24 protein-coding genes and 1 tRNA gene are annotated in these 25,316 nt (G+C 60.7%); 8 read left to right on the top strand and 17 right to left on the bottom strand.

The genetic code is table 11. The features are described from left to right. Window positions 1-181 precede the first annotated feature (181 nt). Window positions 182-1,324, top strand: a complete 1,143-nt coding sequence (gene dnaJ, locus BX591_RS25925) for a molecular chaperone DnaJ (RefSeq protein WP_105507311.1) — start codon at window positions 182-184, stop codon at window positions 1,322-1,324. Between the two features lie 25 nt (window positions 1,325-1,349). Next, window positions 1,350-3,254 carry an aminodeoxychorismate synthase component I gene (pabB, locus tag BX591_RS25920; RefSeq protein ID WP_111934178.1) on the top strand — a complete coding sequence of 635 codons (1,905 nt, stop codon included), beginning with the start codon at window positions 1,350-1,352 and terminating at the stop codon, window positions 3,252-3,254. A gap of 183 nt (window positions 3,255-3,437) precedes the next feature. On the opposite strand, the gene panB is transcribed toward pabB, so the two are convergent. The 7 genes from panB to BX591_RS25885 form a co-directional block, all read right to left on the bottom strand. Next, a complete protein-coding gene (panB, locus tag BX591_RS25915; RefSeq protein ID WP_111934177.1) occupies window positions 3,438-4,253 on the bottom strand; it encodes a 3-methyl-2-oxobutanoate hydroxymethyltransferase in 816 nt (271 codons plus the stop codon). Window positions 4,254-4,288: 35 nt separating this feature from the next. Next, entirely contained in the window at window positions 4,289-4,969 is a 681-nt protein-coding gene (locus BX591_RS25910; protein WP_111934176.1) for a deoxynucleoside kinase, read from the bottom strand. Next, entirely contained in the window at window positions 4,966-5,514 is a 549-nt protein-coding gene (gene folK, locus BX591_RS25905) for a 2-amino-4-hydroxy-6-hydroxymethyldihydropteridine diphosphokinase (protein ID WP_111934175.1), read from the bottom strand. The genes BX591_RS25910 and folK overlap by 4 nt, the downstream gene beginning before the upstream one ends. Before the next feature lie 48 nt (window positions 5,515-5,562). Next, entirely contained in the window at window positions 5,563-7,161 is a 1,599-nt protein-coding gene (gene pcnB / locus BX591_RS25900) for a polynucleotide adenylyltransferase PcnB (protein WP_111934174.1), read from the bottom strand. Further along, window positions 7,158-7,844, bottom strand: coding sequence for a histidinol-phosphatase (locus BX591_RS25895; RefSeq protein ID WP_111934173.1), 687 nt, complete (start codon window positions 7,842-7,844; stop codon window positions 7,158-7,160). The genes pcnB and BX591_RS25895 overlap by 4 nt, the downstream gene beginning before the upstream one ends. Further along, window positions 7,837-8,616, bottom strand: a complete 780-nt coding sequence (gene hda / locus BX591_RS25890) for a DnaA regulatory inactivator Hda (RefSeq protein WP_035553244.1) — start codon at window positions 8,614-8,616, stop codon at window positions 7,837-7,839. Before hda ends, BX591_RS25895 begins: the two co-directional genes overlap by 8 nt. A 133-nt stretch (window positions 8,617-8,749) precedes the next feature. Then, entirely contained in the window at window positions 8,750-9,826 is a 1,077-nt protein-coding gene (locus BX591_RS25885; RefSeq protein WP_105507319.1) for an AI-2E family transporter, read from the bottom strand. A gap of 100 nt (window positions 9,827-9,926) precedes the next feature. Here BX591_RS25885 and purM point away from each other — a divergent pair, with 100 nt between their 5' ends. After that, window positions 9,927-10,994 (top strand): phosphoribosylformylglycinamidine cyclo-ligase, encoded by a 1,068-nt coding sequence (gene purM, locus BX591_RS25880; RefSeq protein WP_111934172.1) that lies wholly within the window; start codon window positions 9,927-9,929, stop codon window positions 10,992-10,994. 123 nt (window positions 10,995-11,117) lie between these two features. Here purM and miaA read toward each other — a convergent pair whose 3' ends face one another. Together miaA and mutL are read right to left on the bottom strand one after the other, a co-directional pair. Further along, window positions 11,118-12,065 (bottom strand): tRNA (adenosine(37)-N6)-dimethylallyltransferase MiaA, encoded by a 948-nt coding sequence (miaA, locus tag BX591_RS25875; protein ID WP_111934171.1) that lies wholly within the window; start codon window positions 12,063-12,065, stop codon window positions 11,118-11,120. A gap of 43 nt (window positions 12,066-12,108) precedes the next feature. Beyond that, window positions 12,109-14,205, bottom strand: coding sequence for a DNA mismatch repair endonuclease MutL (gene mutL / locus BX591_RS25870; RefSeq protein WP_111934170.1), 2,097 nt, complete (start codon window positions 14,203-14,205; stop codon window positions 12,109-12,111). Between the two features lie 222 nt (window positions 14,206-14,427). On the opposite strand from mutL, the gene BX591_RS25865 reads away from it, so the two are divergent. Beyond that, a complete protein-coding gene (locus BX591_RS25865) occupies window positions 14,428-15,099 on the top strand; it encodes a VTT domain-containing protein (RefSeq protein ID WP_111934169.1) in 672 nt (223 codons plus the stop codon). 166 nt (window positions 15,100-15,265) lie between these two features. Here BX591_RS25865 and BX591_RS25860 read toward each other — a convergent pair whose 3' ends face one another. The 5 genes from BX591_RS25860 to istA all read right to left on the bottom strand — a co-directional run bounded on the left by BX591_RS25860 (window position 15,266) and on the right by istA (window position 20,423). Continuing rightward, window positions 15,266-16,078, bottom strand: a complete 813-nt coding sequence (locus tag BX591_RS25860) for a mechanosensitive ion channel family protein (RefSeq protein WP_111934168.1) — start codon at window positions 16,076-16,078, stop codon at window positions 15,266-15,268. Window positions 16,079-16,360: 282 nt separating this feature from the next. Further along, entirely contained in the window at window positions 16,361-16,771 is a 411-nt protein-coding gene (locus tag BX591_RS25855) for a hypothetical protein (protein WP_338068907.1), read from the bottom strand. Between the two features lie 167 nt (window positions 16,772-16,938). Beyond that, complete coding sequence (locus tag BX591_RS25850) at window positions 16,939-17,607, bottom strand: hypothetical protein (RefSeq protein ID WP_111934167.1); 669 nt, start codon at window positions 17,605-17,607, stop codon at window positions 16,939-16,941. Between the two features lie 499 nt (window positions 17,608-18,106). Next, entirely contained in the window at window positions 18,107-18,916 is an 810-nt protein-coding gene (istB, locus tag BX591_RS25845; RefSeq protein WP_111934166.1) for an IS21-like element helper ATPase IstB, read from the bottom strand. After that, the gene (gene istA / locus BX591_RS25840; protein WP_111934213.1) at window positions 18,906-20,423 is read right to left on the bottom strand and encodes an IS21 family transposase; all 1,518 of its coding nucleotides are present in this window, start codon (window positions 20,421-20,423) and stop codon (window positions 18,906-18,908) included. The genes istB and istA overlap by 11 nt, the downstream gene beginning before the upstream one ends. Window positions 20,424-21,198: 775 nt before the next feature. Between istA and BX591_RS25835 the strand changes: the two genes are divergently transcribed. From BX591_RS25835 to BX591_RS25825, 3 genes are read left to right on the top strand one after another with little or no spacing between them, the layout of a single operon-like run. After that, the gene (locus BX591_RS25835; RefSeq protein ID WP_111934165.1) at window positions 21,199-21,978 is read left to right on the top strand and encodes a rolling circle replication-associated protein; all 780 of its coding nucleotides are present in this window, start codon (window positions 21,199-21,201) and stop codon (window positions 21,976-21,978) included. After that, on the top strand, window positions 21,918-22,199 hold the full coding sequence (locus BX591_RS25830; protein WP_167444614.1) for a DUF4224 domain-containing protein: 282 nt from the start codon (window positions 21,918-21,920) through the stop codon (window positions 22,197-22,199). The genes BX591_RS25835 and BX591_RS25830 overlap by 61 nt, the downstream gene beginning before the upstream one ends. Window position 22,200: 1 nt before the next feature. Then, complete coding sequence (locus BX591_RS25825) at window positions 22,201-23,280, top strand: tyrosine-type recombinase/integrase (protein WP_111934163.1); 1,080 nt, start codon at window positions 22,201-22,203, stop codon at window positions 23,278-23,280. Window positions 23,281-23,311: 31 nt separating this feature from the next. Here BX591_RS25825 and BX591_RS25820 read toward each other — a convergent pair whose 3' ends face one another. Together BX591_RS25820 and BX591_RS25815 are read right to left on the bottom strand one after the other, a co-directional pair. Next, window positions 23,312-24,007, bottom strand: a complete 696-nt coding sequence (locus tag BX591_RS25820; RefSeq protein WP_111934162.1) for a hypothetical protein — start codon at window positions 24,005-24,007, stop codon at window positions 23,312-23,314. Continuing rightward, window positions 24,004-24,792 (bottom strand): hypothetical protein, encoded by a 789-nt coding sequence (locus BX591_RS25815; protein WP_244147114.1) that lies wholly within the window; start codon window positions 24,790-24,792, stop codon window positions 24,004-24,006. The genes BX591_RS25820 and BX591_RS25815 overlap by 4 nt, the downstream gene beginning before the upstream one ends. A gap of 39 nt (window positions 24,793-24,831) precedes the next feature. Between BX591_RS25815 and BX591_RS36585 the strand changes: the two genes are divergently transcribed. Continuing rightward, the gene (locus BX591_RS36585) at window positions 24,832-25,065 is read left to right on the top strand and encodes a hypothetical protein (protein ID WP_167444611.1); all 234 of its coding nucleotides are present in this window, start codon (window positions 24,832-24,834) and stop codon (window positions 25,063-25,065) included. A gap of 14 nt (window positions 25,066-25,079) precedes the next feature. On the opposite strand, the gene BX591_RS25805 is transcribed toward BX591_RS36585, so the two are convergent. Further along, window positions 25,080-25,155 (bottom strand) — tRNA-Lys (locus BX591_RS25805). Between the last annotated feature and the right edge of the window lie 161 nt (window positions 25,156-25,316).

Here is a 25,316-nt window from a genome sequence, read left to right as displayed (position 1 = left end):
CGTGCAAGAGCGGTTATCTCGCCTGGCGAGCCTTTTGGGGCTCTCCGGGCACGTTTGTTTTATGGAGGGCGTTGTTTCGAGCCGGTTTCGAGCGGCAAAAAACAGCGGCCGGACGAGTCGTGAGACTCCAGCATTCAAGAGGAGCCACCGCGTTGCATTGCGCGAGTGGCGTTGAACCGATATGGCGAAACGGGATTACTACGAGGTTCTGGGCGTCGCAAAGAACGCGAGCGACGACGAAATCAAGAAGGCTTATCGCAAGCTTGCGATGAAGCACCACCCCGACCGGAATCCGGGCAACAAGGATGCGGAAGAGCATTTCAAAGAGGTGAAGGAAGCCTATGAAATGCTGTCGGACTCGCAAAAGCGTGCCGCGTACGACCAGTACGGCCACGCGGGCGTGGATCCGAACATGGGCGGAGCCGGCGCACAGGGCTTCGGCGGTTTTGCCGATGCATTCGGCGATATTTTCGGCGACATCTTCGGCCAGGCGGCCGGTGGTGCCGCACGCGGCGGCGGCGGTCGTGCCGGCCCGCAGGTGTATCGCGGCGCCGATCTGCGCTACAGCATGGAAATCACGCTGGAACAGGCCGCACACGGCTATGACACGCAAATTCGCGTGCCGAGCTGGGTCTCGTGTGAAATCTGTCACGGTTCGGGCGCCAAGCCCGGCACCAAGCCGGAAACCTGCCCGACCTGTAGCGGTTCGGGTTCGGTGCGGATGTCGCAAGGCTTTTTCAGCATCCAGCAGACCTGCCCGAAGTGCCACGGCACCGGCACCTATATCCCCGACCCTTGCGGCCATTGCCACGGCGCGGGCAAGGTGAAGGAAACCAAGACGCTGGAAGTGAAGATCCCGGCAGGTATCGACGACGGCATGCGCATCCGCTCGGCCGGCAACGGCGAGCCGGGTATCAACGGCGGTCCGTCGGGCGATCTGTACGTCGAGATTCATATCAAGCAGCACTCGGTGTTCGAGCGCGACGGCGACGATCTGCACTGCCAGATGCCGATTCCGTTCACCACCGCAGCGCTCGGCGGCGAAATCGAAGTGCCGACCCTCGCAGGCCGCGCCAGCTTCACCGTTCCGGAAGGCACGCAGTCGGGCAAGACGTTCCGTCTGCGCGGCAAGGGCATCAAGGGGCTGCGTTCGAGCATTGCTGGCGATCTGTACGTGCACGTGCAAGTCGAAACGCCGGTCAAGCTCACCGACTCGCAGCGCGAATTGCTTCAGCAGTTCGAGAAGGCGTTGGTGGAGGGCGGCTCGCGGCATAGCCCGCAAAGCAAGAGCTGGTTCGACCGGGTGAAGAGCTTCTTCGATTAATGGCGGTTTGAAGTTGGCGGTAAGCATGACGGCAGATCAGCGCGGCGCGGTCTTCGCGTTGCTCGACGATTGCGACGCGACGGCGGCGCGCCGTTCGAGTCGTCTGTACACGGGTTTTGTGCGGGAACGGGTGTGCGCGGACGCCGCGCAACTCGAGACCGTATGCGAGTCCGTGGCGGCGGATACCTTGCGTGGGCTGCATGCCGTCGTGCTCGCCGATTATGAGTTTGGGCGCCATCTTCTCGACGGAGATTCGCGCCTGCTTCCGAAAACGCAGCGTGGCCAGGCCACGCTGCGTTTTTTATTGTTCGAACGCTGCGAGAAGCGCTCCCGCGAGGAAGTCGACGCGTGGTTGACCGGGGCCGACGGCGGCGCGATCGAGCCGTCGGTAGCGGGCACGGCGAACGTGTGCGCGAGTGTCGAGCGCGCACAGTTCGACGCGGCGATCGCTGCAATCCACACCGCGCTTGAAGCGGGCGACTCCTACCAGGTCAACTACACGTACCGCCTGGGTTTCGATGTGTTCGGTTCGCCGATCGCGCTCTATCGTCGATTAAGAGCGCGGCAGCCGGTTCCGTACGGGGCCTTGATCGCGTTGCCGGGAAGCCAGTGGGTGCTGTCGTGTTCGCCGGAGCTTTTCATCGAAAAGGACGGGGCGATGTTGCAGGCTCGGCCAATGAAAGGCACCGCACCGCGCTCGGTCGATCCGCAGGCCGATCAGGGCGCAGCCGAGTTTCTCCGTAACGATCCGAAAAACCGCGCCGAGAACGTGATGATCGTGGATTTGTTGCGCAACGATCTGTCGCGAGTCGCGCAAACCGGCTCGGTCAAGGTGCCCGCGCTGTTTTCAGTCGAGCCGTATGCGTCGGTCTGGCAGATGACGTCGACGGTGCAGGCCAGCTTGCGGCCCGGCATGTCGTTCGCCGGCGTTCTGCGCGCGTTGTTTCCGTGCGGGTCGATTACCGGCGCGCCGAAGCATCGGACGATGCAGTTGATCGACGAACTTGAAAGCACGCCGCGCGGGCTTTATACCGGCGCGATTGGCTGGCTCGACGCGCCTTCGGGGGTGGCCGACGGCGCTGCGGAGACAAACTCGGGCGTGTGCGGCGATTTCTGCCTCTCCGTCGCTATTCGAACGTTGACGCTGAGCCATGCCGCACAAACCGGCGAGTTGCGAGGCACCATGGGCGTCGGCGCGGGCATTGTCCTCGACAGCGTGGCCGCCGACGAATTCGCGGAGTGTCAATTGAAGGCCAGTTTTCTAACCGGCGCCGAACCGGGCTTCGATCTGTTCGAAACGATGCTCGCGACGCGCGAGGAGGGCGTGCGGCATCTGTCGCGTCATCTCGAACGGCTGTCGCGCAGCGCGGCAAGCTTGGGTTTCAGTCTCGGCGCAGAAGAGACGATTCGCGCACAGATCGCAGCGACATGTGAGTCGCTGGCGGCGCGCACACCGCATCGCATGCGACTCGCGCTCAGCAAGAACGGCGCGATCCACATCACGGCCGCGGTGCTAACCCCGCTATCGGACCCGACGGTGGGTGTGTTGCTGGCTTCAGACCAGAATTTCCTCGCAACCGAAGCGCACGACCCGCTGCTGCGCCACAAAACCACCCGCCGCGCCGAATACGATCGCGGCTGGCGCGAAGCCGAGGCGAAGGGCGCATTCGACACGCTGTTCTTCAACGAACGAGGCGAGCTGACCGAAGGCGGCCGGTCGAACGTCTTCGTGAAACTGGCGGGGCGGTGGTGGACGCCGCCGCTCGCGTCGGGCGTCTTGCCGGGTGTGATGCGTGGCGCTCTGCTCGAACAGGACGCAGACCTGCAAGCGGCTGAGAAAGTGCTGACGCAAGCGGACTTGCTGAATGCCGAAGCGCTGCTGATCTGCAACGCATTGCGCGGTGCGATGCCGGCGCGGCTTATCCGGTAGACCGCGAGCGGAGCGCTTCGACGAATCTAGAGGTGCCAAAAGCAACGTGCCGGAACGCAAGCCTCGGCTTCGAATCACGTACGGCATACGCGATCCTGAACGCAGCGCATTGAACCGCATCGCATCGAATTGCATAAGCAGCCGCACCGCTCAGCGGTCAAGCCGCCGGCAACTCAAGAAAAATCAGAATTGATGCTCGGCGCCAGGAAACGTCCCATCCTTCACCGCGCGCACATACGCTTCCACTGCAGCCTGAATGTTCGGTTGCCCTTGCATGAAATCCTTCACGAAGCGCGGCCGCTTACCGGGGAAGATCCCCAGCATGTCGTGCAGCACCAGTACCTGACCCGAGCACTCCACACCGGCGCCGATACCAATGGTCGGAATTCGCAACTGCTTGGTGACTTCCGTGCCGAGCAGCGACGGCACGGCTTCGATGACGATCAATTGCGCGCCGGCGGCTTCGACGGCGAGTGAATCGCGCAGCAACTGGCTCGCGCCGGCCTCGGTTTTGCCCTGCACCTTGAAGCCACCGAACGCGTGCACGGATTGCGGCGTCAGCCCGACGTGCGCGCACACGGGGATCGACCGTTCGACCAGAAAGCGCACCGTGTCGGCCAGCCATTCGCCACCCTCGAGCTTCACCATCTGCGCGCCGGCGCGCATCAATTCAACCGAATTCCTGAACGCCTCTTCCGGCGTGCCGTAGGTGCCGAACGGCAAGTCGGCCACCACCAGCGCCGACGGGCGCACACGCGCCACGCATGCCGTGTGATACGCGATGTCGGCGAGCGTGACCGGCAGCGTCGTGGTCTGTCCTTGCAACACGTTGCCGAGCGAGTCGCCGATCAACAGCACGTCGACGCCCGCGCGGTCCAGCAGCGCGGAGAAGCTCGCGTCGTAGCAGGTGAGCATCGCGATTTTTTCACCGGCGTCGCGCATTGCCTGTAGCTTCGGCACGGTGATGGCGTTGCGGCTCGCTTCCTGCAAATAGGTCATGGGTCAATCCGTTGGAAAAGAGAGGGCCGCGTCGCTCAGAGCGACGTGCCTTTGACAAAGAATTCCTTGCGGCCGCGCATGGTTTCGATGCGTTCGGCGAGCAGCGCAAGGTCCGCGTCGGAGTCGAGCGGATTCAGATGTTCGGCATTGACCGTCAGCACGGGGGCGCGGTCGTAATGATAGAAAAACTCGTTGTACGCGTCGCACAGCGCGTGCAGGTAGGCGTCGGAAATCTGCAACTCCATCGGCACCGCGCGTTTCTGGATGCGTGCGAACAGCACTTCGGGACTGGCTTGCAAATAGACCACGAAATCCGGCGCCGGCGCGTTGACTTCAAGCCTGGCGGCGAGCGCGCGATACAGCTGCCACTCGTCTTCCTGCAACGTCAGACGCGCGAAGATGTCGTTCTTCTGCGTCATGAAATCGGCGATTAGCGGGGTGGCGGACACTTGCGCCGCAGCGACTTCCTGCGCCTGTTGCGCGCGTTGCAAGGCGAAGTGCAACTGCGCGGGCAACGCGTAACGTGCGGTGTCGCGGTAAAAGCGTTCAAGGAAAGGATTGTCCTGCGGACGCTCGAACAATTCCTGCATCGACCAGCGTTGCGCAAGGCGCCGCGCCAACGAGGTTTTGCCGACGCCAATCGGTCCTTCGATCGCGAGATAGCCGAACGGCGGCCGCAGTTGCGGCGCGGTGACAGTGAGCGGCGGCGAGTTCATTCGCAGCGGCCTTTGCCGGGTGTACTCTCAGCGGGGGTTAATGCATTGAGCATAGGGCACTGGCACGGTCCCTTCACCTTTTCGATACGTTGATCGCTCACGCCGGGCAGCAGTGCGTCGGCGCGGCCGCGCTGCGGGATGACCAGCGTCGGGTCGATCTCGACCAGCGGCACCAGCACGAAAGCACGCTCGACCAGACGCGGATGCGGCACGATCAGATCGGCTTCGTCGATCGATTGATCGCCGAACAGCAGAATGTCGAGATCGAGCGTGCGCGGTGCATTGCGAAACGGCCGCTCGCGGCCGAACTGATGCTCGATCTTGTGGCACAGCGCCAGCAGATGGCGCACGGGGAGCGTCGTGTCGACCTTCACGACGCAGTTGAAATAATCGTCACCGCCCGCGTCGATCGGGGCGGTGCGATACAGGCTCGACTTGGCGAGCACGGTGATCGTGTGCTGTTGTGCGAGGCACACCACCGCGTCTTTCAGGGTCTGGCGCGCGTCCCCGAGATTCGCGCCGAGGCCGAGATAAGCAACCGTCATGGCATAACTTCCTGCAACTATCGTTCGACGGCTTCAGCGAACGCTCTGTCAGTCTTCGTGCGGGCCGTCGTGGTCCGCGCCGTTATCTGTGCGTTCGGCTGGCGTGCCGCCCTCCATTCCGTCGCCCGGCGCGCGGCTTCTGGCGCCACCGCCGCGCCGCCGTCGTTTTCGAGGGCTCCGGTCCTTCCCGCCTTGCGTGAGCAACGCTTCACGCGCGGCAATGTCTCCTTCAATGAACTCCGTCCACCACGCACCGACCGACTCGTCGAGTTCGCCCGATTGGCAGCGCAACAGGAGGAAATCATACCCCGCTCTAAATCTTTGGTGTTCCAGCAGCTTCAGCGCGCTTCGGCCCGAGCGTTTTTCGAGGCGTAACTGCAGGCCCCAGATCTCGCGCATGTCCGCCGAGAAGCGCTTGTGGATCGCGAGTTTCTCGGTTTGCATGTCGAGCACGTCGTCCATGGCGCGATGCAATGCGGGGACGGGGTACTCGCCGTTCGCTTCGAATTTCTGCCAGCGCTGCTGCACGTCGTGCCACAGCAGCGTGGCGAACAGGAAGCCCGGCGACACCGGTTTGCCGGCGCGCACACGGGCGTCCGTGTTGTTCAACGCCAGCGTAATGAATTTTTCGCCTATCGGCTGTTCCAGTACCACGTCGAGCAACGGCAGCAGGCCGTGATGCAGGCCTTCCTGACGCAGACGTTTCAGGCAGGCGAGCGCGTGGCCCGACAGCATCAGCTTGAGCATTTCGTCGAACAGACGCGCCGCAGGCACGTTGTTGATCAGATCGGCCATCTCGACGATCGGCGCGCGGGTGCTGGTTTCGATCTCGAAGTCGAGCTTCGCGGCGAACCGCACGACGCGCAGCATGCGCACCGGATCTTCGCGATAACGCGTGGCCGGGTCGCCGATCATGCGCAGCAGACGCGCGCGCATGTCGGCCATGCCGTTGTGATAATCCAGCACGGTTTGCGTGGCCGGATCGTAGTACATCGCGTTGATCGTGAAGTCGCGGCGGGTGGCGTCTTCGTGCTGTTCACCCCACACGTTGTCGCGCAACACGCGGCCGCTGGCGTCCACCGCGTGGGTGCGGCGGTCGAGCTCGTCGCGCTTGAGGCGTCGCGCGGGCGGCGCGTCGGCCGCGGGCGGATCGACTAGCGCGCGGAACGTCGACGTCTCGATGATTTCCTGGCCGAACTGCACGTGCACGATCTGAAACCGGCGACCGATAATGCGCGCGCGGCGGAACAGCTTCTGCACCTGCTCGGGGGTGGCGTCGGTCGCGACGTCGAAGTCTTTCGGCTTGATGCCGAGCAGCAGATCGCGCACCGCACCGCCGACGATAAACGCGCGGTGGCCCGCCTGTTGCAGCCCTTCGGTCACGCGAATCGCGTTTCTGGAGATCAGCGACGGGTCGATGCCGTGCACGTCGTGCGGAATGATGACCGGCACGTCGGGATCGCGCACCGCCTTGGCGGCGGACCCGGCGCGTGCGGGTTTGCGGCGGGCCTTGGTGGCGCCGGCCGTATCGGATCGGTTGCGTGCCGGTGCGCTGCCGGATTCGTCTGCTTCGGTGTCGGCGGGCGCAGTGTTGTCAGCGGGCGCCGAGTCCTGGCCGAATAGCTTGCGGATAAGTTTTTTGATCACGTGGCTTGAAAGAGTTCGAGGATGCGCCAGCCTTTGGCCTGCGCATGGGCGCGCAATGTGTCGTCCGGGTTGGTCGCGATGGGATCGGTGACCTTGTCGAGCAGCGGAATGTCGTTGTGCGAGTCGCTATAGAAATAGCTGTGCTCGAAATCGCCCCAGCTCTTGCCGAGCGAGGCGAGCCACGCTTCGGTGCGGACGATCTTGCCTTCCTTATAGCTCGGCGTGCCGGTGGGGCGGCCGGTGTAAGGCGAATGCGGCTGGCCGTCGACGGTTTCCGCTTCGCAGGCGATCAACGCGTCGACACCGAACGCCTGGGCGATCGGGCGGGTGATGAATTCGTTGGTGGCCGTGACCACACAACACAGGTCGCCGGCTTCGCGATGCTGCCTCACCAGTTCCAGCGCGACCGGGAAAATGGCCGGCGTGATCACTTCATGCATGTACTGGGCGTGAAGCTCGGCGAGTTGCGCGCGCGTGTATTTTGCGAGCGGTGTGAGCATGGCGATCAGATAGGCGTGAATGTCGAGCTTGCCGGCTTTGTAGTCGGCGAAAAAGCGGTCGTTTTCACGGGCGAAGTTTTCGGCGTCGACCATGCCTTGCTTCACCATGAAGCGGCCCCATTCGTGGTCGCTGTCGGTGGGAATGAGCGTGTGGTCGAGATCGAAGAGTGCGAGATTAGCCATGGGGGCCTATTTTACTTGAAGCGGATGACGCGGCGTGGGAACCGGTCTCCGGGCCGGTGGCCGGCGTGCCGCGCCGTTCTTCCGCGTCCGGTGAAGCGAGCATGGTGCGCAACAGCGGCAGCGTGACCGCGCGCTTCTGTTCCAGCGAGAAGCGGTCGAGTGCGTCGAGCAGCGCCATCAGGCTCGGCATGTCGCGCCGGAAGTGCGTGAGCAGGTACGCCGGCACGTCGTCGGCGAGCATGATGCCGCGCTCGCGCGCCGCGTGTTTCAGCACCGCGGCCTTGCCTTCGTCCGGCAGCGGCGCGAGATGGAACACGAGACCCCAGCCGAGGCGGGTGCGCAAATCCTCGCGCACCGTCATGCCGATCGGCGGCGCGTTGCCCGCGGCGACCAGCGCGCTGGTGGGATGCGCGCGCACTTCGTTGAACAGGTTGAAGACGGCGATCTGCTGGGCGGCGGACAGGGCGTCGCAATCGTCGATTGCGTACAGCGCGACGCGCGGGTCGAAGCTGAACGCGGCGAGGCTGCTTTGCGGGCCGGCAAAACGCGCGTGACCCGGCGGCGCTTCGTGCACGAGCGCCTGCAACAGATGCGTGCGGCCACTGCCCGACTCGCCCCACACGTAGAAGGTGCGATCGGCGACCGGCCCGGCGGCGAGCGCGTTGTCGAGCTCACGCAGACGCGTGACCAGCTCGGCGTTGGCGCCGGCGAAAAAATTGTCGAATGTCGATGGCGGCGGGGTGCCGAGATCGAGCGTCAGTTGACGAAGCACAGTAGGTCAATGCCGAAAATGAGGCCGGAAATAAGACCGGAAACAAGGCCGAAAATGAGGCCAAAAAACGCAGCCGAAAAACGCTAAACCGCGGATGGCCCGGACTTCCGGGCCAAAATGGGTCAATCAGCCGTTAGTTGTTATACAGCGTGCTCGCCAGATAGCTTTGCCGCAACTCGCGCACCGCCACCGACAGGATCGCGCTCACCGGCAACGCGAGCAGCACGCCGAAAAAGCCGAATAGCTGACCGAACGCGAGCAACGCGAAAATGACCGCGAGCGGGTGCAGGCCGATCCGTTCGCCGACCAGACGCGGCGTCAGATAAAAACTCTCGACGATCTGGCCGAAGCCGTAAATCAGCGCAACCGCGCCGAAACCGTACCAGGTGCCGAACTGTAGCAGCGCCGCAAGCAGCGCCAGCGCGAGGCCCGTCGCAAATCCGATATACGGGATGAACACTGCGATGCCGGTGAAAATGCCGACCGGCAACGCAATCTCGAACCCGGCGATGGTCAGCGCGATCGCGTAATACACGGCCAGCACCGCCATCACGAGCAACTGGCCGCGCAGGTATTGCGACAGCATCTGGTCCATGTCGCGCGCGAGTTGCAGCGTCTTGTCGAGCCAGCGGCGCGGCACCACGCTCTGCAGGCGCACCAGCATGCGGTTCCAGTCGTACAGCAGATAGAACAGCACGAGCGGCACCATCACCAGATTGCCGACCACCGTCATCATCAGATTGCCGCTGGTGCGGATCGAGGTCCACGCGTACAGTGCGACGGTTTGCGCGCTGCCTTCGAGCTGGCCCATCACGAGATCGCGGATGCTGGCGAAATCGAGTGAATCGGCGAGCCCCAGCAGCGCCAGCTTGGGCTGCAGCCATGCGCTCACATGCGCGAACAGCACCGGCACCTGCTGGCGCAATTGCGGCCCTTCCTTCTGGATCACGGCGAGCACCAGCAACACGAGCAGGGTCATCAGCAGCGAGAAGACCAGCATCATCAGCAAGGCGGCGAGGCCGCGCGGCACACGCCGGCGCACCATCCACGCCACGCCCGGTTGCAGAATGTACGCGAGAATCGCGCCGAGCAGAAATGGCGTGAGGACCGGACTCAGCAGCCACAGCAGAATGCCGACGCCCAGCGCGATGGCGAGCCAGACGAAGGCGCGGCGCTGAACGGGCGTCAGAATCGAGGAGTTCTGTTGCAAAGTTTGCTTCCCAGGTGTCGTCGGACCGGATTAATCAAATTCCAGCCAGCCGGCCGGCATCGGGTAAAATCGCATTTTACCGACCTTCGAGCTCTTCCCCATGAATCAACCGAAATCCGCCCCGAATTCAACTGATTCGGCCCAAGGTTTGTCGTATCGCGACGCTGGCGTAGACATGGTCGCAGGCGACGCCCTGGTCGACGCGATCAAGCCCTTTGCCAAGAAGACGATGCGCGACGGCGTGCTGGCAGGCATCGGCGGATTCGGCGCGCTGTTCGAAGTGCCGAAGAAATACAAGGAACCGGTGCTCGTGTCCGGCACCGACGGCGTCGGCACCAAGCTGCGCCTCGCGTTTCAACTGAACAAACACGACACCGTCGGCCAGGATCTGGTGGCGATGAGCGTGAACGACATTCTCGTGCAAGGCGCCGAGCCGTTGTTCTTCCTCGACTACTTCGCGTGCGGCAAGCTGGACGTCGCCACGGCGGCCACCGTCGTGAAGGGTATCGCGCAAGGTTGCGAACTGTCGGGCTGCGCGTTGATCGGCGGTGAAACGGCGGAAATGCCGGGCATGTATCCGGACGGCGAGTACGATCTGGCCGGTTTCGCGGTCGGCGCGGTGGAAAAAAGCAAGATTATCGACGGCAGCACGATCGCCCCGGGCGACGTGGTGCTGGGTCTGGCATCGAGCGGCATTCATTCGAACGGTTTCTCGCTGGTGCGCAAGATCATCGAGCGCGCGCAGCCGGATCTGAACGCGGATTTCGACGGCCGGACGCTGGCCGACGCGCTGATGGCGCCCACGCATATCTACGTGAAGCCGCTGCTGGCGCTGATGCAGCAAATCACGGTGAAGGGCATGGCGCACATTACCGGCGGCGGCCTGGTCGAGAATATTCCGCGCGTGCTGCGTGAAGGTCTGACGGCTGAGCTGGATCATCGCTGCTGGCCAATGCCGCCGCTGTTCTCGTGGCTGCAAAAGCACGGCGGCGTGGCGGATGCGGAAATGCATCGCGTGTTCAACTGCGGGATCGGCATGGCGGTCGTGTTGTCGGCGGCTGACGCCGATGCGGCGATCGGTTTGCTGTCGGCAGCGGGCGAGCAGGTCTGGAAGATCGGCGTGATCCGCGAAAGCGCGGCCGGTGAAGCGCCGACGGTCGTGATTTAAAGGTAGGTAGCCTGCGCGGTGTGTGATGAGCATGCGCCGCGTGGGTTTGAAGTTCCAATGCTTCAATGCTTCGTTGTTTCTACGTTCCGAAGCCCGCAGCGCAACGCGTCAAACACCAACGTTTCAAAGCAACGCTTCAATCGCTTCAAGCACCCGCGCCGTCGCGTGCGGATCACAGCAATCCACCACCACCCGCTCTGTCATGCCGCGTAGCCACGTGAGCTGCCGCTTGCACAACTGCCGGGTCGCAAAGACGCCCTTGTCGCGCATGGTCGGGTAATCGACCGCGCCGTCCAGATATTCCCAGACTTGCCGGTAACCCACGCAGCGCATGGACGGCATCTCGGGCAATAGATCGCCACGTTCGCGCAGCTTCACCACTTCGTCGATGAAACCGCCCGCCAGCATCGCGTCGAAGCGCGTCTCGATGCGCGCATGCAGCCAACTGCGATCCGACGGTTCGAGCGCGATCGGCATGAAGCGCCATTGCGCGGCGGCGTCGTCCACTCGGGCGGGCGCCGTCAGCAAGACCGACATCGGCTGGCCCGTCAGCATGAACACTTCCAGCGCGCGTTGAATCCGCTGCGAGTCGTTCGGCGCGAGGCGTGCGGCCGTTACGGCGTCGACGGCTGCAAGCCGCGCGTGCATGGCCGGCCAGCCTTCGCGGGCAGCGTCGGCGTCGAGCGTGGCACGTACGTCGGTGTCGGCGGCGGGCAGGTCGTTCAGGCCTTGCGTGAGCGCTTTGTAGTACAGCATGGTGCCGCCGACCAGCAACGGCAGCCGCCCGCGCGCGTGGATCTCGCTGGTCAGCCGCAATGCATCGGCGCGAAATTGGGCGGCCGAATAGGCGTCGGTGGGATCGACGATATCGATCAGATGATGCGGCGCCACCGCGCGCTCGTCGGCGGTCGGCTTGGCGGTGCCGATGTTCATCTCGCGATATACCAGCGCCGAATCGACACTGATGATTTCCACTGGCCGCCGCGCGGCCAGCGCCAGCGCGGCGGCGGTTTTGCCGGACGCGGTCGGGCCCAGCAGGCAAGGGATCGGCGTTTGAATGCTGGAAGTCACGGGTGTACCCGCCCGGGTTGCAGCGACATCGTCAAGCGCACGATCATTGCCCGCGCATGAACAGCCGATCGAGATCGGACAGAGTCAGTTGATACCACGTGGGACGCCCGTGATTGCACTGATCGGCGCGCTCGGTCGCTTCCATCTGACGCAGCAGCGCGTTCATTTCGTCGAGCGTGAGACGCCGGTTTGCGCGCACTGCGTGATGGCACGCCAGCGTGCCGAGCAGTTCGTGCTGACGCTCGGTCAAGACGCGTGAACCGCCGAACGCGTGCAGATCGGACAGCACGGCACGGGCCAGCGCGGGCAGGTCGGCATCTTTCAGCAACGCGGGGACGGCGCGGATCGCCAGCGTGGTGGGCGACAGCACGGCGAGGTCGAAGCCGAGGGCGTCGAGCGTGTCGCGTTCTTCTTCGACGGTGCCGATTTCGATCGGATCGGCCTGCATGCTCTGCGGTATCAGCAGCGGTTGCACGGAGATCGAGCGATCGGCCAGCGCGTTCTTGAACTGCTCATACAGAATGCGTTCGTGCGCGGCGTGCATGTCGACGATCACCAGCCCGTGCGTGTTTTGCGCCAGCACGTAGATGCCGTGAATCTGGCCGAGCGCGAAGCCGAGCGGTTGTTCGTCGGCCGCGTTGAAACCGGGTGATGTGTACGCCGACGTGGCGTAGGGCGACGCGGTTTCGTTCGCCGAGTCGCGCGCTTCGAAGAGCGTGGCGCCTTCGGTCGTGCCGACGCTGGGGTCTTTGCGGCCGAACAAGGCGTCGTAGAATGCGAGCGGTTGTGCGACCGGCAATGTGCCTTGCGTCATGCGCGCCTGGCGCATCCATGTGTTGCCGGACTGCGCGGCGCCGAAGCCGCTGCTGCCATTGCCATTGCCGTTAGTGAAACCGCTGCCGCCTGCGCCGCTGCCCGCACTTGCACCCGCGCCAAAACCGCTGCCGGCAAAACCCCCGCCGCCATTTCCAAAACCCGCGCCACCCAGCGGCGTCGCGCCAAACGAAGCCGGTCCGCCCGCCGCCGGCTCCAGATGCGCCGCATGCCCACCCGCGGTGGTTTCCGGCGACGCGCCCGCGTGCCGCGCGAGCGAACGCTGTACGGCATGAAATACGAACTGGTGGATCGAGCGTGAATCGCGAAACCGCACTTCGATCTTGGACGGATGCACGTTCACGTCGACCGCTTCAGGCGGCAAATCGAGAAATAGCACATACGACGGATAGCGATCGCCATGCAGCACGTCTTCATAAGCGGCGCGCACGGCGTGCGTGAGCAGCTTGTCGCGCACGAAGCGCCCGTTCACGAAGAAATACTGCTGATCCGCGCGGCCGCGGCTCGCCGTGGGCAGACCCGCACAGCCGTAGACGGCCAGCGGCCCGGCGGATTCGTCGAGCGGCAGATGCGCCGTCGCGAAGGTCTCGCCGAGAATCTTCGCGACCCGCGCCGGTGGTTCGGTGGCATTCCAGTGTTCGACCGCCTTGCCGTTATGCAACACCGAAATCGCGACGTCCGGCCGCGCCAACGCCGCGCGGCGAATCTGTTCGAGGCAGTGCCCGAGTTCGGTCTGTTCGCTCTTCAGGAATTTGCGGCGTGCGGGCGTGTTGAAGTACAGCTCGCGGACCTCGATCGTGGTGCCCTGCGTGCCGGCGGCGGGGCTCAGCACGCCGGTTTGTGCGTCGACGCGTACGGCATGCGGCGCGTCGGCGGTGCGACTCGTGATCGACATTTGCGCGACCGACGCGATCGACGCCAGTGCTTCGCCACGGAACCCGAGCGTGCAGACCGCTTCGAGTTCGGCCAGCGAGCGGATCTTGCTGGTGGCGTGGCGCATCAGCGCAAGCGCGAGTTCGTTCTCGGGAATGCCGCAGCCGTCGTCGGTGATCGAGATACGTTTGACGCCGCCTTCGTCCAGCAGGATGCGCAGCGTTTGCGCGCCCGCGTCGAGGGCGTTTTCCAGTAACTCCTTGACCACCGACGCCGGCCGTTCGACCACTTCGCCGGCGGCGATCTGGCTGATCAACTGATCGGGCAGGGGCAGGATCGCGCGCAACGGGCGCGGGGCGGGCGTGGCGGCGGCCGTGGCAGCCGCGCTGGCCGCAGCGGCGGCGCCGTCAGGCGTTTCGGAGATTTCGGACATGGCGAAATTATAGCGATTCGACGCGGCGAGCCCCAGACGCGCTGAACTCCCTGAGTTTTTTAATCGCGGCCGGGCACTTTCGGTATCATGACGCGGTCAATTTCCGGCGGTAGGCTCGTGCCTGCCAGCATCGCCTGCGAGGTCGCACGTACGGCCACGCGCTCATTTGCCTGATTCGCTCAGCACGCTTAATACGCTAATACGCTTAGTAAAGGACGCTTCTTGGATACGCTGCTACATTTCGTCGATCTGGTCTTGCACATCGACAAATTCCTGGGACAGTTCATTCACATGTACGGCGCGTGGGTCTACGCCGTGTTGTTCCTGATCGTGTTCTGTGAAACGGGCCTCGTCGTTCTGCCATTTCTGCCGGGCGATTCGCTGCTGTTTATCGGCGGCGCGTTCTGCGCGACCGGCGAGATGAACCTCGGTCTGCTGATCGTGCTGTTGCTGGTCGCGGCGGTGGGCGGCAATACGCTCAACTATATGATCGGACGGGCCATCGGGCCGCGTGTGTTCAATTCGCACATTCCTCTGCTGGAGCGTTTTCTCGATCGCAGCGCGCTGCAGAAAACCCATAACTTCTATGAGAAGCACGGCGGCAAGACGATCGTGCTCGCGCGTTTCATTCCGGTCGTGCGGACTTTCGCGCCGTTCGTTGCGGGCGCATCGGAAATGACGGTGAGCCGGTTTCAGTTCTTCAATGTGGCCGGTGCGTTGTTCTGGGTGCTGTTGCTTGTGTTGCTCGGCTACTTCTTCGGCAACATCGGGTTCATTCGCCAGTATCTGAATGTGATCGTGCTGGTGGGTATCGGCGCGGCCGTGGTGCCGGTCGTGCTCGGTGCGCTGTGGAAGATGTTGCGCAGGAATGGGGCTAAGGCGGGTAGTCGCTGAAACGCATTGCGCGCTTGTATCGGCGCATGAAGAAACGGCGTCGCGAATCGATTCGCGACGCCGTTTTTGTTTGTGCTTTTGAATCGAGCGGATGCGTGCCTCTGGATGCCGGGGCAACGCGACGAACGCTTCGTCCCGGCAGACGCTAAAGTCCCTATGCGCCCGATCAAGTCACCGCGCGCGGCGCGAGCGGCGTTTCCGGCGTCGGATAGCCGGCTTCCTTGAACGTCTGGATGATCGCGCGATTGGTATCGAAATAGACCTGCCAATAATGGGCATTGTTCGTATAGGGCCGCACGCACAGCAACGGACCTTCCGGCGTAAAGCTGAGTACTTCGATGTCCGGCGCGGGGCTCTCGGCAACGTTCGGAATCTGCGAAACGGCGGCCTTCAGGCGATTCATCGCGTCGGTCGGATCGACGCCGTTGGCGATCTTGGCCGTCAGCTCGACGCGCCGGACCGGCAATACGCTGTAGTTCGAAATCGTGGCGGAAAAGATCGTGTTGTTGCCGACGATGGTCGTCACGTTGTCCGGCGTCACGATGGTCGTGCCGAACAGGCCCAATTCCGATACCGTACCGGTCACGCCGCCCGCGGTGACGAAATCGCCGACCTTGAATGGTCGCAGCACTTGCATGAACACGCCCGCCGCGAAGTGCGCGAGCAGGCCGCCCCACGCGGTGCCGATCGCGAGACCCAGACCCGCGAGCAGGGCAGCGAACGACGTGGTCTGCACACCGAACACCTGCAGGATCGCGAGGATCAGCAGCAGGTTCAGCAGCGCACCGAGAATCGAGGCGAGGTAATGCGCGAGCGTGGGATCGACCTTGCCATTGCGCGCCAGCACTTTGCGCAGCAGGCCGGTGATCAGGCCGATGAGCCAGCGTCCGACGATCCACAGGACGATCGCGCCGAGGACCTTGGTGCCGAGGTCGATGCCTCGGGTCATGATGAACACGCGAACGGTTTCGAGATCCAAGATGTGCCTCGTTGGGTAAGTTGCCTTCTACTGATTGGACGGTGGTGGCGCAATACAGCGGCACATGCCCGGCGATGGGCGCGAACGGTAACACGCGATCTTCGGAAGTTATAGGTGACGGCGCGCGCATGCGCAAGGACCGTTCCAGGCGTGTCCGCGACGGCTATGCCTGGTGGCTGGCGGGGAATGCCAGGCATTGAGGCGGTCGCGTGTGAGGATCTCGCGGATTGCAGGTGGAGCCTACTCCGTGCGACGAGACGATCGTGCCGACGCTGCGGCGATTCACATGGGCAGATGCGATTCTGAATACGGCGAAGTGCGGATCACGAGCGTTTTGCCGGTGCGCGTTTTCCTGGAGCGCGTGCGGCGGCACGCGACGTAGTGCCAGCCGAACGCGGCAAGCACGGCGACGCCGTATGTGCCGACGCGCTTGAAGAATGCCGCAGGCGTGCAGAACTGGCCGTAGCGGTTTTGCGCGTCGGCGAAGACCAGGAAAGTTAACGCGGTGTCGAGCAGCAACGCGGCGAACTCCAGCGCGACGAACACGCGTGCGCCATTGAGCGCCGTGCCGGGTGTGAGCCGGTTGTACACGTGGCAAGCGATCAGCACGACCGCCATCAACGCGAGGTTCGAGAGGATACCGAACAGAAAATTGGACATGTCGACGGAATGAAAGCGCAGGGTTTGCGGCATTGCCGAAGTGTTTGCGATCCGGCCCGTAAGCGTGTTTTGCTGGACCGGCGGCGATCATTGCACGTCTTTACGTCTCAATAAATAATTAGGTTCGGGCTTGGCGTTGTTCTGTCAGTGGCGTGGATGTTGTGTGTAGGAAAGTGCTGGGTCCCGGTTCCGGTGTTTAGTCAAAAGTGGTACGAGACGCCGATTTGCAGCGTCGGATACCACCGATAGGAGGATGCCTTATCCCGCAGTTGTTGCAAGCCGGTTGCGGCGATATCCTGGCTCATCGTCGGCCCTGCGGCTTGGGCGAGTGCTGGCGATAACGTGTACGAAGAGCGCGGTAAGCCATAAGCTACGCCCACGTCGACGACCAGGCCGAACCCTTTGGCTGCGGGACGCAAACCATAGCCCACGCCCAGATACGGCATGACGGTCGGGTACTTCACGGTGGCTGTCGCGTATTCGCCTGGGAAGGCCTGCGAGGTCTTGCCTTTGAAGGTGTAAGTGCCGTTGGTGGGAACGGAATTGCCGCTGACTTCGTCGTCGGTGAAGCGAAGGCCGGCGGTGATGCGAAAGCCGCTGGTCGTCCACGGAAAGAGATCGCCATAGATGCCGCCCTGGCGAAGCCGTACACCGTCCTCGTAGCGATTGCCGCCCACCGTGAAGTTGTGCGAGAAGTTGATCGCGTTGAAGTCCGCGTGCACGCCAAACCATGACGTGACGTTCAGCGCCGCGCCGATACCCACGCCGAGCGTGCCGCCTTCGACGAAGACTTGCTGGGCGTGCGCCGTTCCGATCGAGATCGTCAAACCCGTCAAACCTACTACCCAGATTACTTTTGCAGTTTTCATGGGCGCCCCCCTGGGCGGTTGGGCCACGGGTCTTTTGCCCGGGAACCCTGTCGTGTGGTCTTTTTTAGAACGCTCTACAGGCGCCGTGAAGCGATCATGCGAGCGGAGGACTCGCGCGGTCTGTGAGGTGGCGAACTATTCGGGGGAATGAATGGGCGCGCGGGGGTGGGGCAGAGTGAAAGTGCGCGCTAAAGAGAAAAGGGCTTGCACGCTGACGCGTGCAAGCCCTTGAATCTTTTGGTAGGCCGTACGGGATTCGAACCTGTGACCAACGGATTAAAAGTCCGAATAAAAACGTAATAAAAACAAAGTTAATCCATCGAATTTCGCTCCGCAATTATCGCGCATTCGTATTCTGCGCAGCCCCGTCTTGTAAGGGATGTGGCAATCTTTGCGGAGCAATAGATTCGTGGCTCAGACGCATTTTGTTGTTGATTTTCACCAGAATTTGACCCACCGTTTTCATCTAAAACTGACCCACCCTGTAAGCGCACGAGCGCTAATCTGGGGCTTCAATTTCTGTGTTTTCAGTTGTTTTAGGTGAGCTTTTACGGGTTGCAGCCCGCTTTGCGGGCTGCCCCGCCGTGCTGTTTCTGAACCGCCACGAATCGTTGCCGGTTTCCACAATATGACAGTGATGGGTGAGGCGGTCGAGCAGCGCGGTTGTCATCTTTGCGTCCCCAAATACGCTCGACCACTCGGTAAAGCTAAGGTTGGTTGTGACGATGATGCTCGTTCGCTCGTAAAGCTTGGAGAATAGGTGGAAGAGAAGTGCGCCACCGTTTTGAGTGAACGGCAAATATCCCAGTTCGTCCAGGATTACAGCGTCCACATACATCAGACGTGTGGCAAGTTGCCCAGGTTTGCCGGCGACTTGCTCAGCCTCAAGCTGGTTGACCAGTTCCACGGTGGTAAAGAAACGGACGCGCTTTGCATGTCGCTGGATGGCCTCGATTCCGAGCGCTGTTGCGAGATGTGTTTTCCCGGTACCTGGGCCGCCGATGAACACGATGTTCTGTGCTGAATCGCAGAACCGGACAGTGTGGAGTTCACGTACGAGTGCCTCGTCGATGCTTGACTGGGAGAAGTCGAAACCCGCCAGATCCCGATGAGCCGGGAAGCGCGCAGAGCCCATCTGATAGTTGATCGACCTGACTGTGCGTTCCGCAACTTCAGCTTTCAGCAGCGTTTGCATGAACATCTCCGGGTCGAACTCGTTATGTCGGGCCTGCGCTAGCAATTCTGGCCATGTCTGAGCCATGCCGTGGAGTTTGAGTGCTTTCAGCTGTGCTGCGGTCTCATTCGACATGATCATCCTCCTGGCCGGGTTGCAAACGAAGTTGCTCGTAGCGATCGACGTCGGCGAGCGGTTCGATACGAAGCCTGATCGCTGTTTGTACTTTCCCCCCCTGTCGGGTTGCCGGCGATTTCAGGCGGGCCAGTATGTTCAACACATGGTCAGCGCTGGGACGGCCGGATTCCAATGCCAATTCGACGGCAACCAGCACGGCTTCCAAGCCGTGTATGGGGGTGGCTGATAGCACCTGCACCATCACACGATCGCCGCCCTCCTGCCGCAGTAGATGGCGTTGCAGCCGCTGCATCGGTTCCGGCATAGTGAGGAACGGAGCACCGTTGCGCAGCGCTCCAGGCTTTCTCGCAACCAGGCCGATGTAGTGGCGCCAGTCATAGAAGGTCTGGTACCGATCAAAGCTCCTTGAATGTCTTGCGATTTCGCCACCGTCGGCAACGATGCTCAAGAACGCCGGATAGATTCGTAGGCTGACGACGTGATTGGCGTGTTCGGTGGGTACGCTGTATCTATTGCGCTGGAAGTGAATCAGGCTGGTGGACGAAACCCTTACGGGTTGTTCGATATAGCCGTCGAAGGGTTTCGGGTTCTGCATCAGGCGTGGCTGTTCGTCCTGCAATGCATCCGCAACCGTTAGTTCCGGCCATTGCGGATGCCGCAGTTCATGCCATGCCTGATAGCATCGCTCTGACAGCCAGACGTTGAGTACGTCTAGCGACTCCCAGCGGATTCGTAGAGCCTCATACCAGATCTGGCGACGGCGGTCCTGGACGTTCTTTTCGACGATACCTTTTTCCCACCCAGCGGCCCGGTTGCAGAACTCGGGTTCAAACAGGTAGTGATTGCACATTGCATGGAACCGGGCATTGATAGCGCGTTCCTTGCCCGGGCCGACTCTGTCTACCGCGGTTTTCATGTTGTCGTAGATGCCGCGGCGCGGAATGCCTCCAAACGCCGTGAAGGAGCGGGCGTGCGCATCGAACAGCATTTCGTGGCTTTGCATGTGATACGCCACAAGCCAGAACGCACGGCTTGCCGCGAGCTTCATATGGGCGACTTCAATACGTCTACGAAGTCCACTTATGAAGACGTACTCGCAACTCCAGTCGAACTGGAACGCTTCGCCGTATTCGAATGACATGGGCACAAACGCGCCGCGCTGCGGGTTTTGATCGCGTTTGTCTTTCCACTGACGTACAAACGCGCAAACGCGTCCATAGCTCCCGTCATATCCGGAGGCCCGCAAGGCCTCGTACATCTGCATTGCCGTTCGTCGCTCACGTTTTGATCGCCGGGAGTCGGCGACGAGCCACAGACGCAACTGCTCCGACCATGGGTCAACGACGCTCGCGTTGACTCTCTTCGGATAATGCGGGTCTTCATTTGCAGGCTCACGAAGCCATCGTCGGATCGTGTTTCTAGACAACCCGGTGCGTCTAGAAATATCCCTTAGCGGGATGCCATCGCGGAAATGCATCCGCCTGATCTTGGCCAACATGCTCACCGTAATCACTCCGGTTCTCCCGCTTGGCTTCCCAAGCAGGCGTTCGAACATGTGGGTCAATTTTCGATGAAAATTTTCCCTGCATCCGGGTCAATTTTGGGTGGCCGTCAACAGACAGGGCTCGGTCTGACATCGTGCTTGTCCTACAGATCAACAGGATTTGAGGCGGTATGCGGTCCGCTGTCGGTGAAGTTGGCAGATGCCTGGCCGCCGATGTCAGGGCTCGGCGTAGCCGACCGCGCAGCGGCTCGGCCTTGACATCGGTAGTGGACGCGTACGCTATTGGTGTGGGCAGAGGCGGCCGCAGGTCGGCGAAGCCCATGCCAAGCTGCCTGCGGTGGGGTATTAGGGGTGCTTCGTGCGGCCGCCTGCCCGCAGCGGCAGCGAGGACAGCCGGCGCGCGAAGCGCGCCTAGATTTATATCAGGGACACTTAACGTACAAGGCTAAATGATGCGCGAGAGATTGGCGTCAAAGCTAGCCAAAAGGTTTTTCAGTTCGTGGCGGCCCAAGATGGTGAGTGTCGCAGCAGCGAAGGGCTGGCGTTATAAGTTGGTTAAGCGGGTGAAGAGCGGTCGAAGGTTCATCGTTCGATGTCGTCTGAGGCCTATTGACCTTCTGGGTCCGGTGGTATTGCCGGTGCGCGGTAGGCGGCCGCGTTTGCGGGGGCGTCGGTCGTAGGTGGCGCGATGTTTTGTAGGAAACGGCAATAAAAAAAGCCCCGACCGCTGCAACGGTTCGAGGCTCGTACAACAGCATTACAAGGACTAGTTGCAATGCACGACGACAGTATAGGCAATTTCTCGGCGTTTCGCCGCGAATGGGTGGTCCGCGGGCGCAATTTTGGTGATGGTCAGGTGGAGGTAACGGCGACTCGATTCGATCGTTATATGGGTGCTCAGCACCTGAGTACATTGCCTCGGGCTAAACGCGGTGAGTCGGAGAACACAGAGCAGAACCAGATGGATGCAGCTAAGCGCGCGAAGAAGCAGGTGAGGCTTCGTTGCAAAGCGATTCGCGCTGACCGGATGATTACCCTGACTTACCGTGAAAACATGACCGACAAGGACCGGCTGAAAAAGGATTTTGACGCTCTACGCAGACGTCTTGGCCGCCTGGTCGATTTTCAGTATGTTGCCGTCGCTGAACGCCAGAAGCGCGGGGCATGGCATCTGCATGTCGCTGTAAAGGGGCGCCAAAACTATCGGGTCTTGCGTGCAATTTGGCGAAGCGTCGTGGGGCAGGACAATGGAAATATCGACGTACGCAACCCGTTCCGAGAAAAGGGACTGCGCCATAAGTTGGCGTCGTACCTATGCAAGTACATGACGAAGGACTTCGCGGAGCACGCAGTGAACGAGAAGCGATATTGGACGAGCAGAGGCATTGCTGTTCCGGAGGATTTGCCGATTGCGCATCTGTTAGCCGATAGCCCTGTCGATGCGATTAAGCTGGTTTTCGATTCCGCCCTTAGAGTTGGGTCAACTCTCGACAGATGTCAAGCATATTGGAATCAAGAGCTAGGGTGTTTTTGGTTGTCCACTCGGGAAAATTGAGCGATTGCGATATGTTTCTTTCACCACAAGAATTAGTACAACTTACGGGTAGAAAAGTGAAAGCGAAGCAGATACAGGCTTTGCGTTCTATGGCCGTTCCCTTCTTTGTCAATGCGCTGGGGCAGCCAGTTGTCGCACGCGTCGCCGTCGAAGGTAGAACACCGGTCGTAAGCGAACGCGCGCCTCGCGCTGTGTGGCAACCTCGTGTCGTGGTGGGTTGACATGGGCCGTCGTCCGTCGAAGAACCTTAACCTGCCGCCTGGCATGCGTGCTCGCAAGCAACGCAGCGGCGTTGTTTATTACTATTTTGATGTAGGTGGCGTTCCGCGCCGCGAGGTGCCGTTGGGGGCAGATTTTATCGAGGCGGTGAGGAAATGGTCTGAGCTAGAGGCTCAAGGGCGCGACAGGCACTCGGAGCTGGTAACGTTCAGGTATGCGGCCGAGCGTTACGTACGCGAAGTATTGCCCACGAAAGCGCGTCGTACACAGCGGGACAATATGCTTGAGCTAGCGAATCTCTACAGGTTTTTTGACGATCCGCCGGCGCAACTTCATGAAATTAGGCCGGTTCACGTGAAGCAATATCTTGCGTGGCGCGGCGACCAAGCTCGGCAATGGTACGTCGCACAGAACAGGGTGGTTCCGATTCGGCCTGGCCATGTCCGGGGGAATCGAGAGATTGCGTTGTTTTCGCACATCTTTAACTTCGCACGTGAACATGGCATCACGGACGCAGTTAATCCTTGTGTGGGCGTTCGGCGGCATAAAGAGGAAGGGCGGACGGTCTACGTCGAGGACGACATATTTCAGCGTGTGTGGTCCGTGGCGGACCAACCGACGCGTGATGCGATGGATCTAGCCTATCTAACCGGGCAGCGCCCAGCGGATACGTTAAAGTTTGCTGAGAGCGATATACGGGCGGGGGAGCTGTGGGTGGAGCAGGGCAAGCGAGGTAAGAAGCTGCGCATCACAGTCTCGGGCGATCTTGCCGTAGTAATTCAGCGAATCCGCGAGCGCAAGCTGGCGTGCCAATCGAAATGTGACTTCTTTGTCGTGAATGAAACGGGTGAGCGACTGATGCGCGACGCACTACGGTTTCGCTTTGATCGGGCGCGGCTCGCGGCCAACGTGGAGAAAGACCTGTTCCAGTTCCGCGATCTACGTGCAAAGGCTGGGACAGATAAAGCCGAATCGTCGGGCGATATTCGCGCAGCTCAGCGTCAACTTGGCCACAAGTCTTTGCAAATGACTGAACATTACGTGAGGGAGCGTAAAGGAGATAGGGTCGATCCGACAAAATAGCGGCGACGTTCGGCCGCTAAGTCGTGTGGAATCAATCAATATCAATGAAGAATGCCAGTTCGCCCGTCGAAGCGCTGAGATAAACTTGTAGCGGAATTATTTTTCGTATTGCGTAAATCACGGATGAGCGATGATGAGCCCACCCCACAACGAAGCAGAAAACAGTGGCTAAGAAATCGACTGTAGAAAAATGGATGTGTCCGAATGCAGACGTATTGCGCAGACACAGGTACGCGGAAGCATAAATAATCGTCAATCCAAATGAGATGGACATTTCGCAAAGAAGCCTTTTTGATCGGTAGCGCGAAATTCTCTTGTCTAGCTCCTTCGATATCGAATCGTGGACTGACGTTCGCAAGTCTTTGTCGGCTCGGTCCATTGCCGTATTGGATCGCGCCATCCAGCCGTCGATTTTGCTGAGAACTTTGCTTGCGTCATAAGATCGTTTCAGCCCTAGTTTGAAAAGATAATCGTTGAGTAGAGCGAGAAAAAAAGACGCAAGTATATATAGAGCGCCTATCAACCAAAACTGCCCCTTTTCGAAGCCGACGAGTCCTTTAATTCCAAGGTCTTTTAAAGCGAGGATTGGTGAGGCTGCTCCGTTCGCATCTATGCGGAACAGGATTACGGCTGTTGCAAGGACGAAAATAAATTGTCCCATTGGGACGACACTCAGTATCGTCTCTAGGCATTGCTCCTTGATCTTATCGGTTGTTTTTTCGCTCATGGAACAATGCTCAAAAACTGGATATCGCCAGCGTTTGGATCAAAGGCATCGTATTCAATAATTGGGCAGGCGATGATAGTCATTTCTTCTTCGTTCAGATAGGGGACCAGTTGAACCAAGTCTGCTTCCGATTGAATTTGAAGGATCATGTCCTTGTTATTGACAAAGTTAGTAAACTTTCCTTTGAAATTTGATTTTCGGTGTCCGCGATCCAAGGCTCTCAGACTACCTCGAAAGATCACCGGGGCACCGAGTTTGCGGCTGCTGACGATACGGGAGAAGTCACTTGCGATGGCCGGATTAAAATCAAAAGTTTGCGCCCCTTCCTCGTCGCTTGCTTTCATGGTGAGCTTCAGGGTTGCATCCTCGATTTTGCGCACCGGGGTTAACATATGATCGATGTTCTTCGTTATCGATCTATCTCCGTAGGCGCGGGTCGCTTCAGGATCCGGCGCGTTGAGAAAGTCCTCGTAGGCTTGGGGATGCACGATGTTGTTTAGCACCTGACCTTTGACGCCTTCAATCTGCCTCGCAATATCGTGTACTTCCTGATCTGCTCCCGCAACAGCTTGCTCGTACGGATTTTTGATCGCTTCGATCATGCGCCGAACGATCGGTCCGCCGCGATCGGACAGAAAGTCGATTACGAAGCTGCCTTCATACATTTCGCCGACAAGGAAATCGGCATCGGCGTAGTCAACTACTCTGAGCCTCGCATGCTTAAAGACTTGCCCGAAGCGGATATCGAGGAAGGCTCGGTCTACTGCCGCTTGGATACTCGTCATGGACCGACTCAGCGTACGGACCGTAACGTTGTGCGGACCTTGCAGCAGTCCGCCGTCGAGTGTGAGTTGGATGCTCGCAGCCATTTGGAATCGTTCTTTGTTGTCGATTTGTCAGCGAGCTACTGCGATTACGAATGCTCGCGGCGCTTGATTTTTTGTATGAGTCTCGGCGCCGGCCCGGCGCTGATGGTCGGCGCCATTGTAGAACAATCGAAGATTTGCGGAGCAAACCGTGTTTTGCGGAGCAAAGAAAAAGGGCTCAGCTTGCGCTGAGCCCTTCATGTCTTTGGTAGGCCGTACGGGATTCGAACCTGTGACCAACGGATTAAAAGTCCGCTGCTCTACCAGCTGAGCTAACGACCCAAAAGAGAAGCGAGATTATAGCGATAGCCTTTGCGAGCTGTCAACCCACAGTGACTCAATGCATTGCCGGCGCTTCATATAGTGAAAAGCCCGGGTATCGCTACCCGGGCTTTTCAGCGAGAGGCGCGCGTGGCTATGACGTCGGACACTGCGCGTTACTG

The sequence above is a fragment of the Paraburkholderia bryophila genome (assembly GCF_003269035.1).
Lineage (GTDB): Bacteria > Pseudomonadota > Gammaproteobacteria > Burkholderiales > Burkholderiaceae > Paraburkholderia > Paraburkholderia bryophila.
Note: the sequence above shows the minus strand (reverse complement) of the source record. Positions and strands in the feature narration are given on the sequence as shown.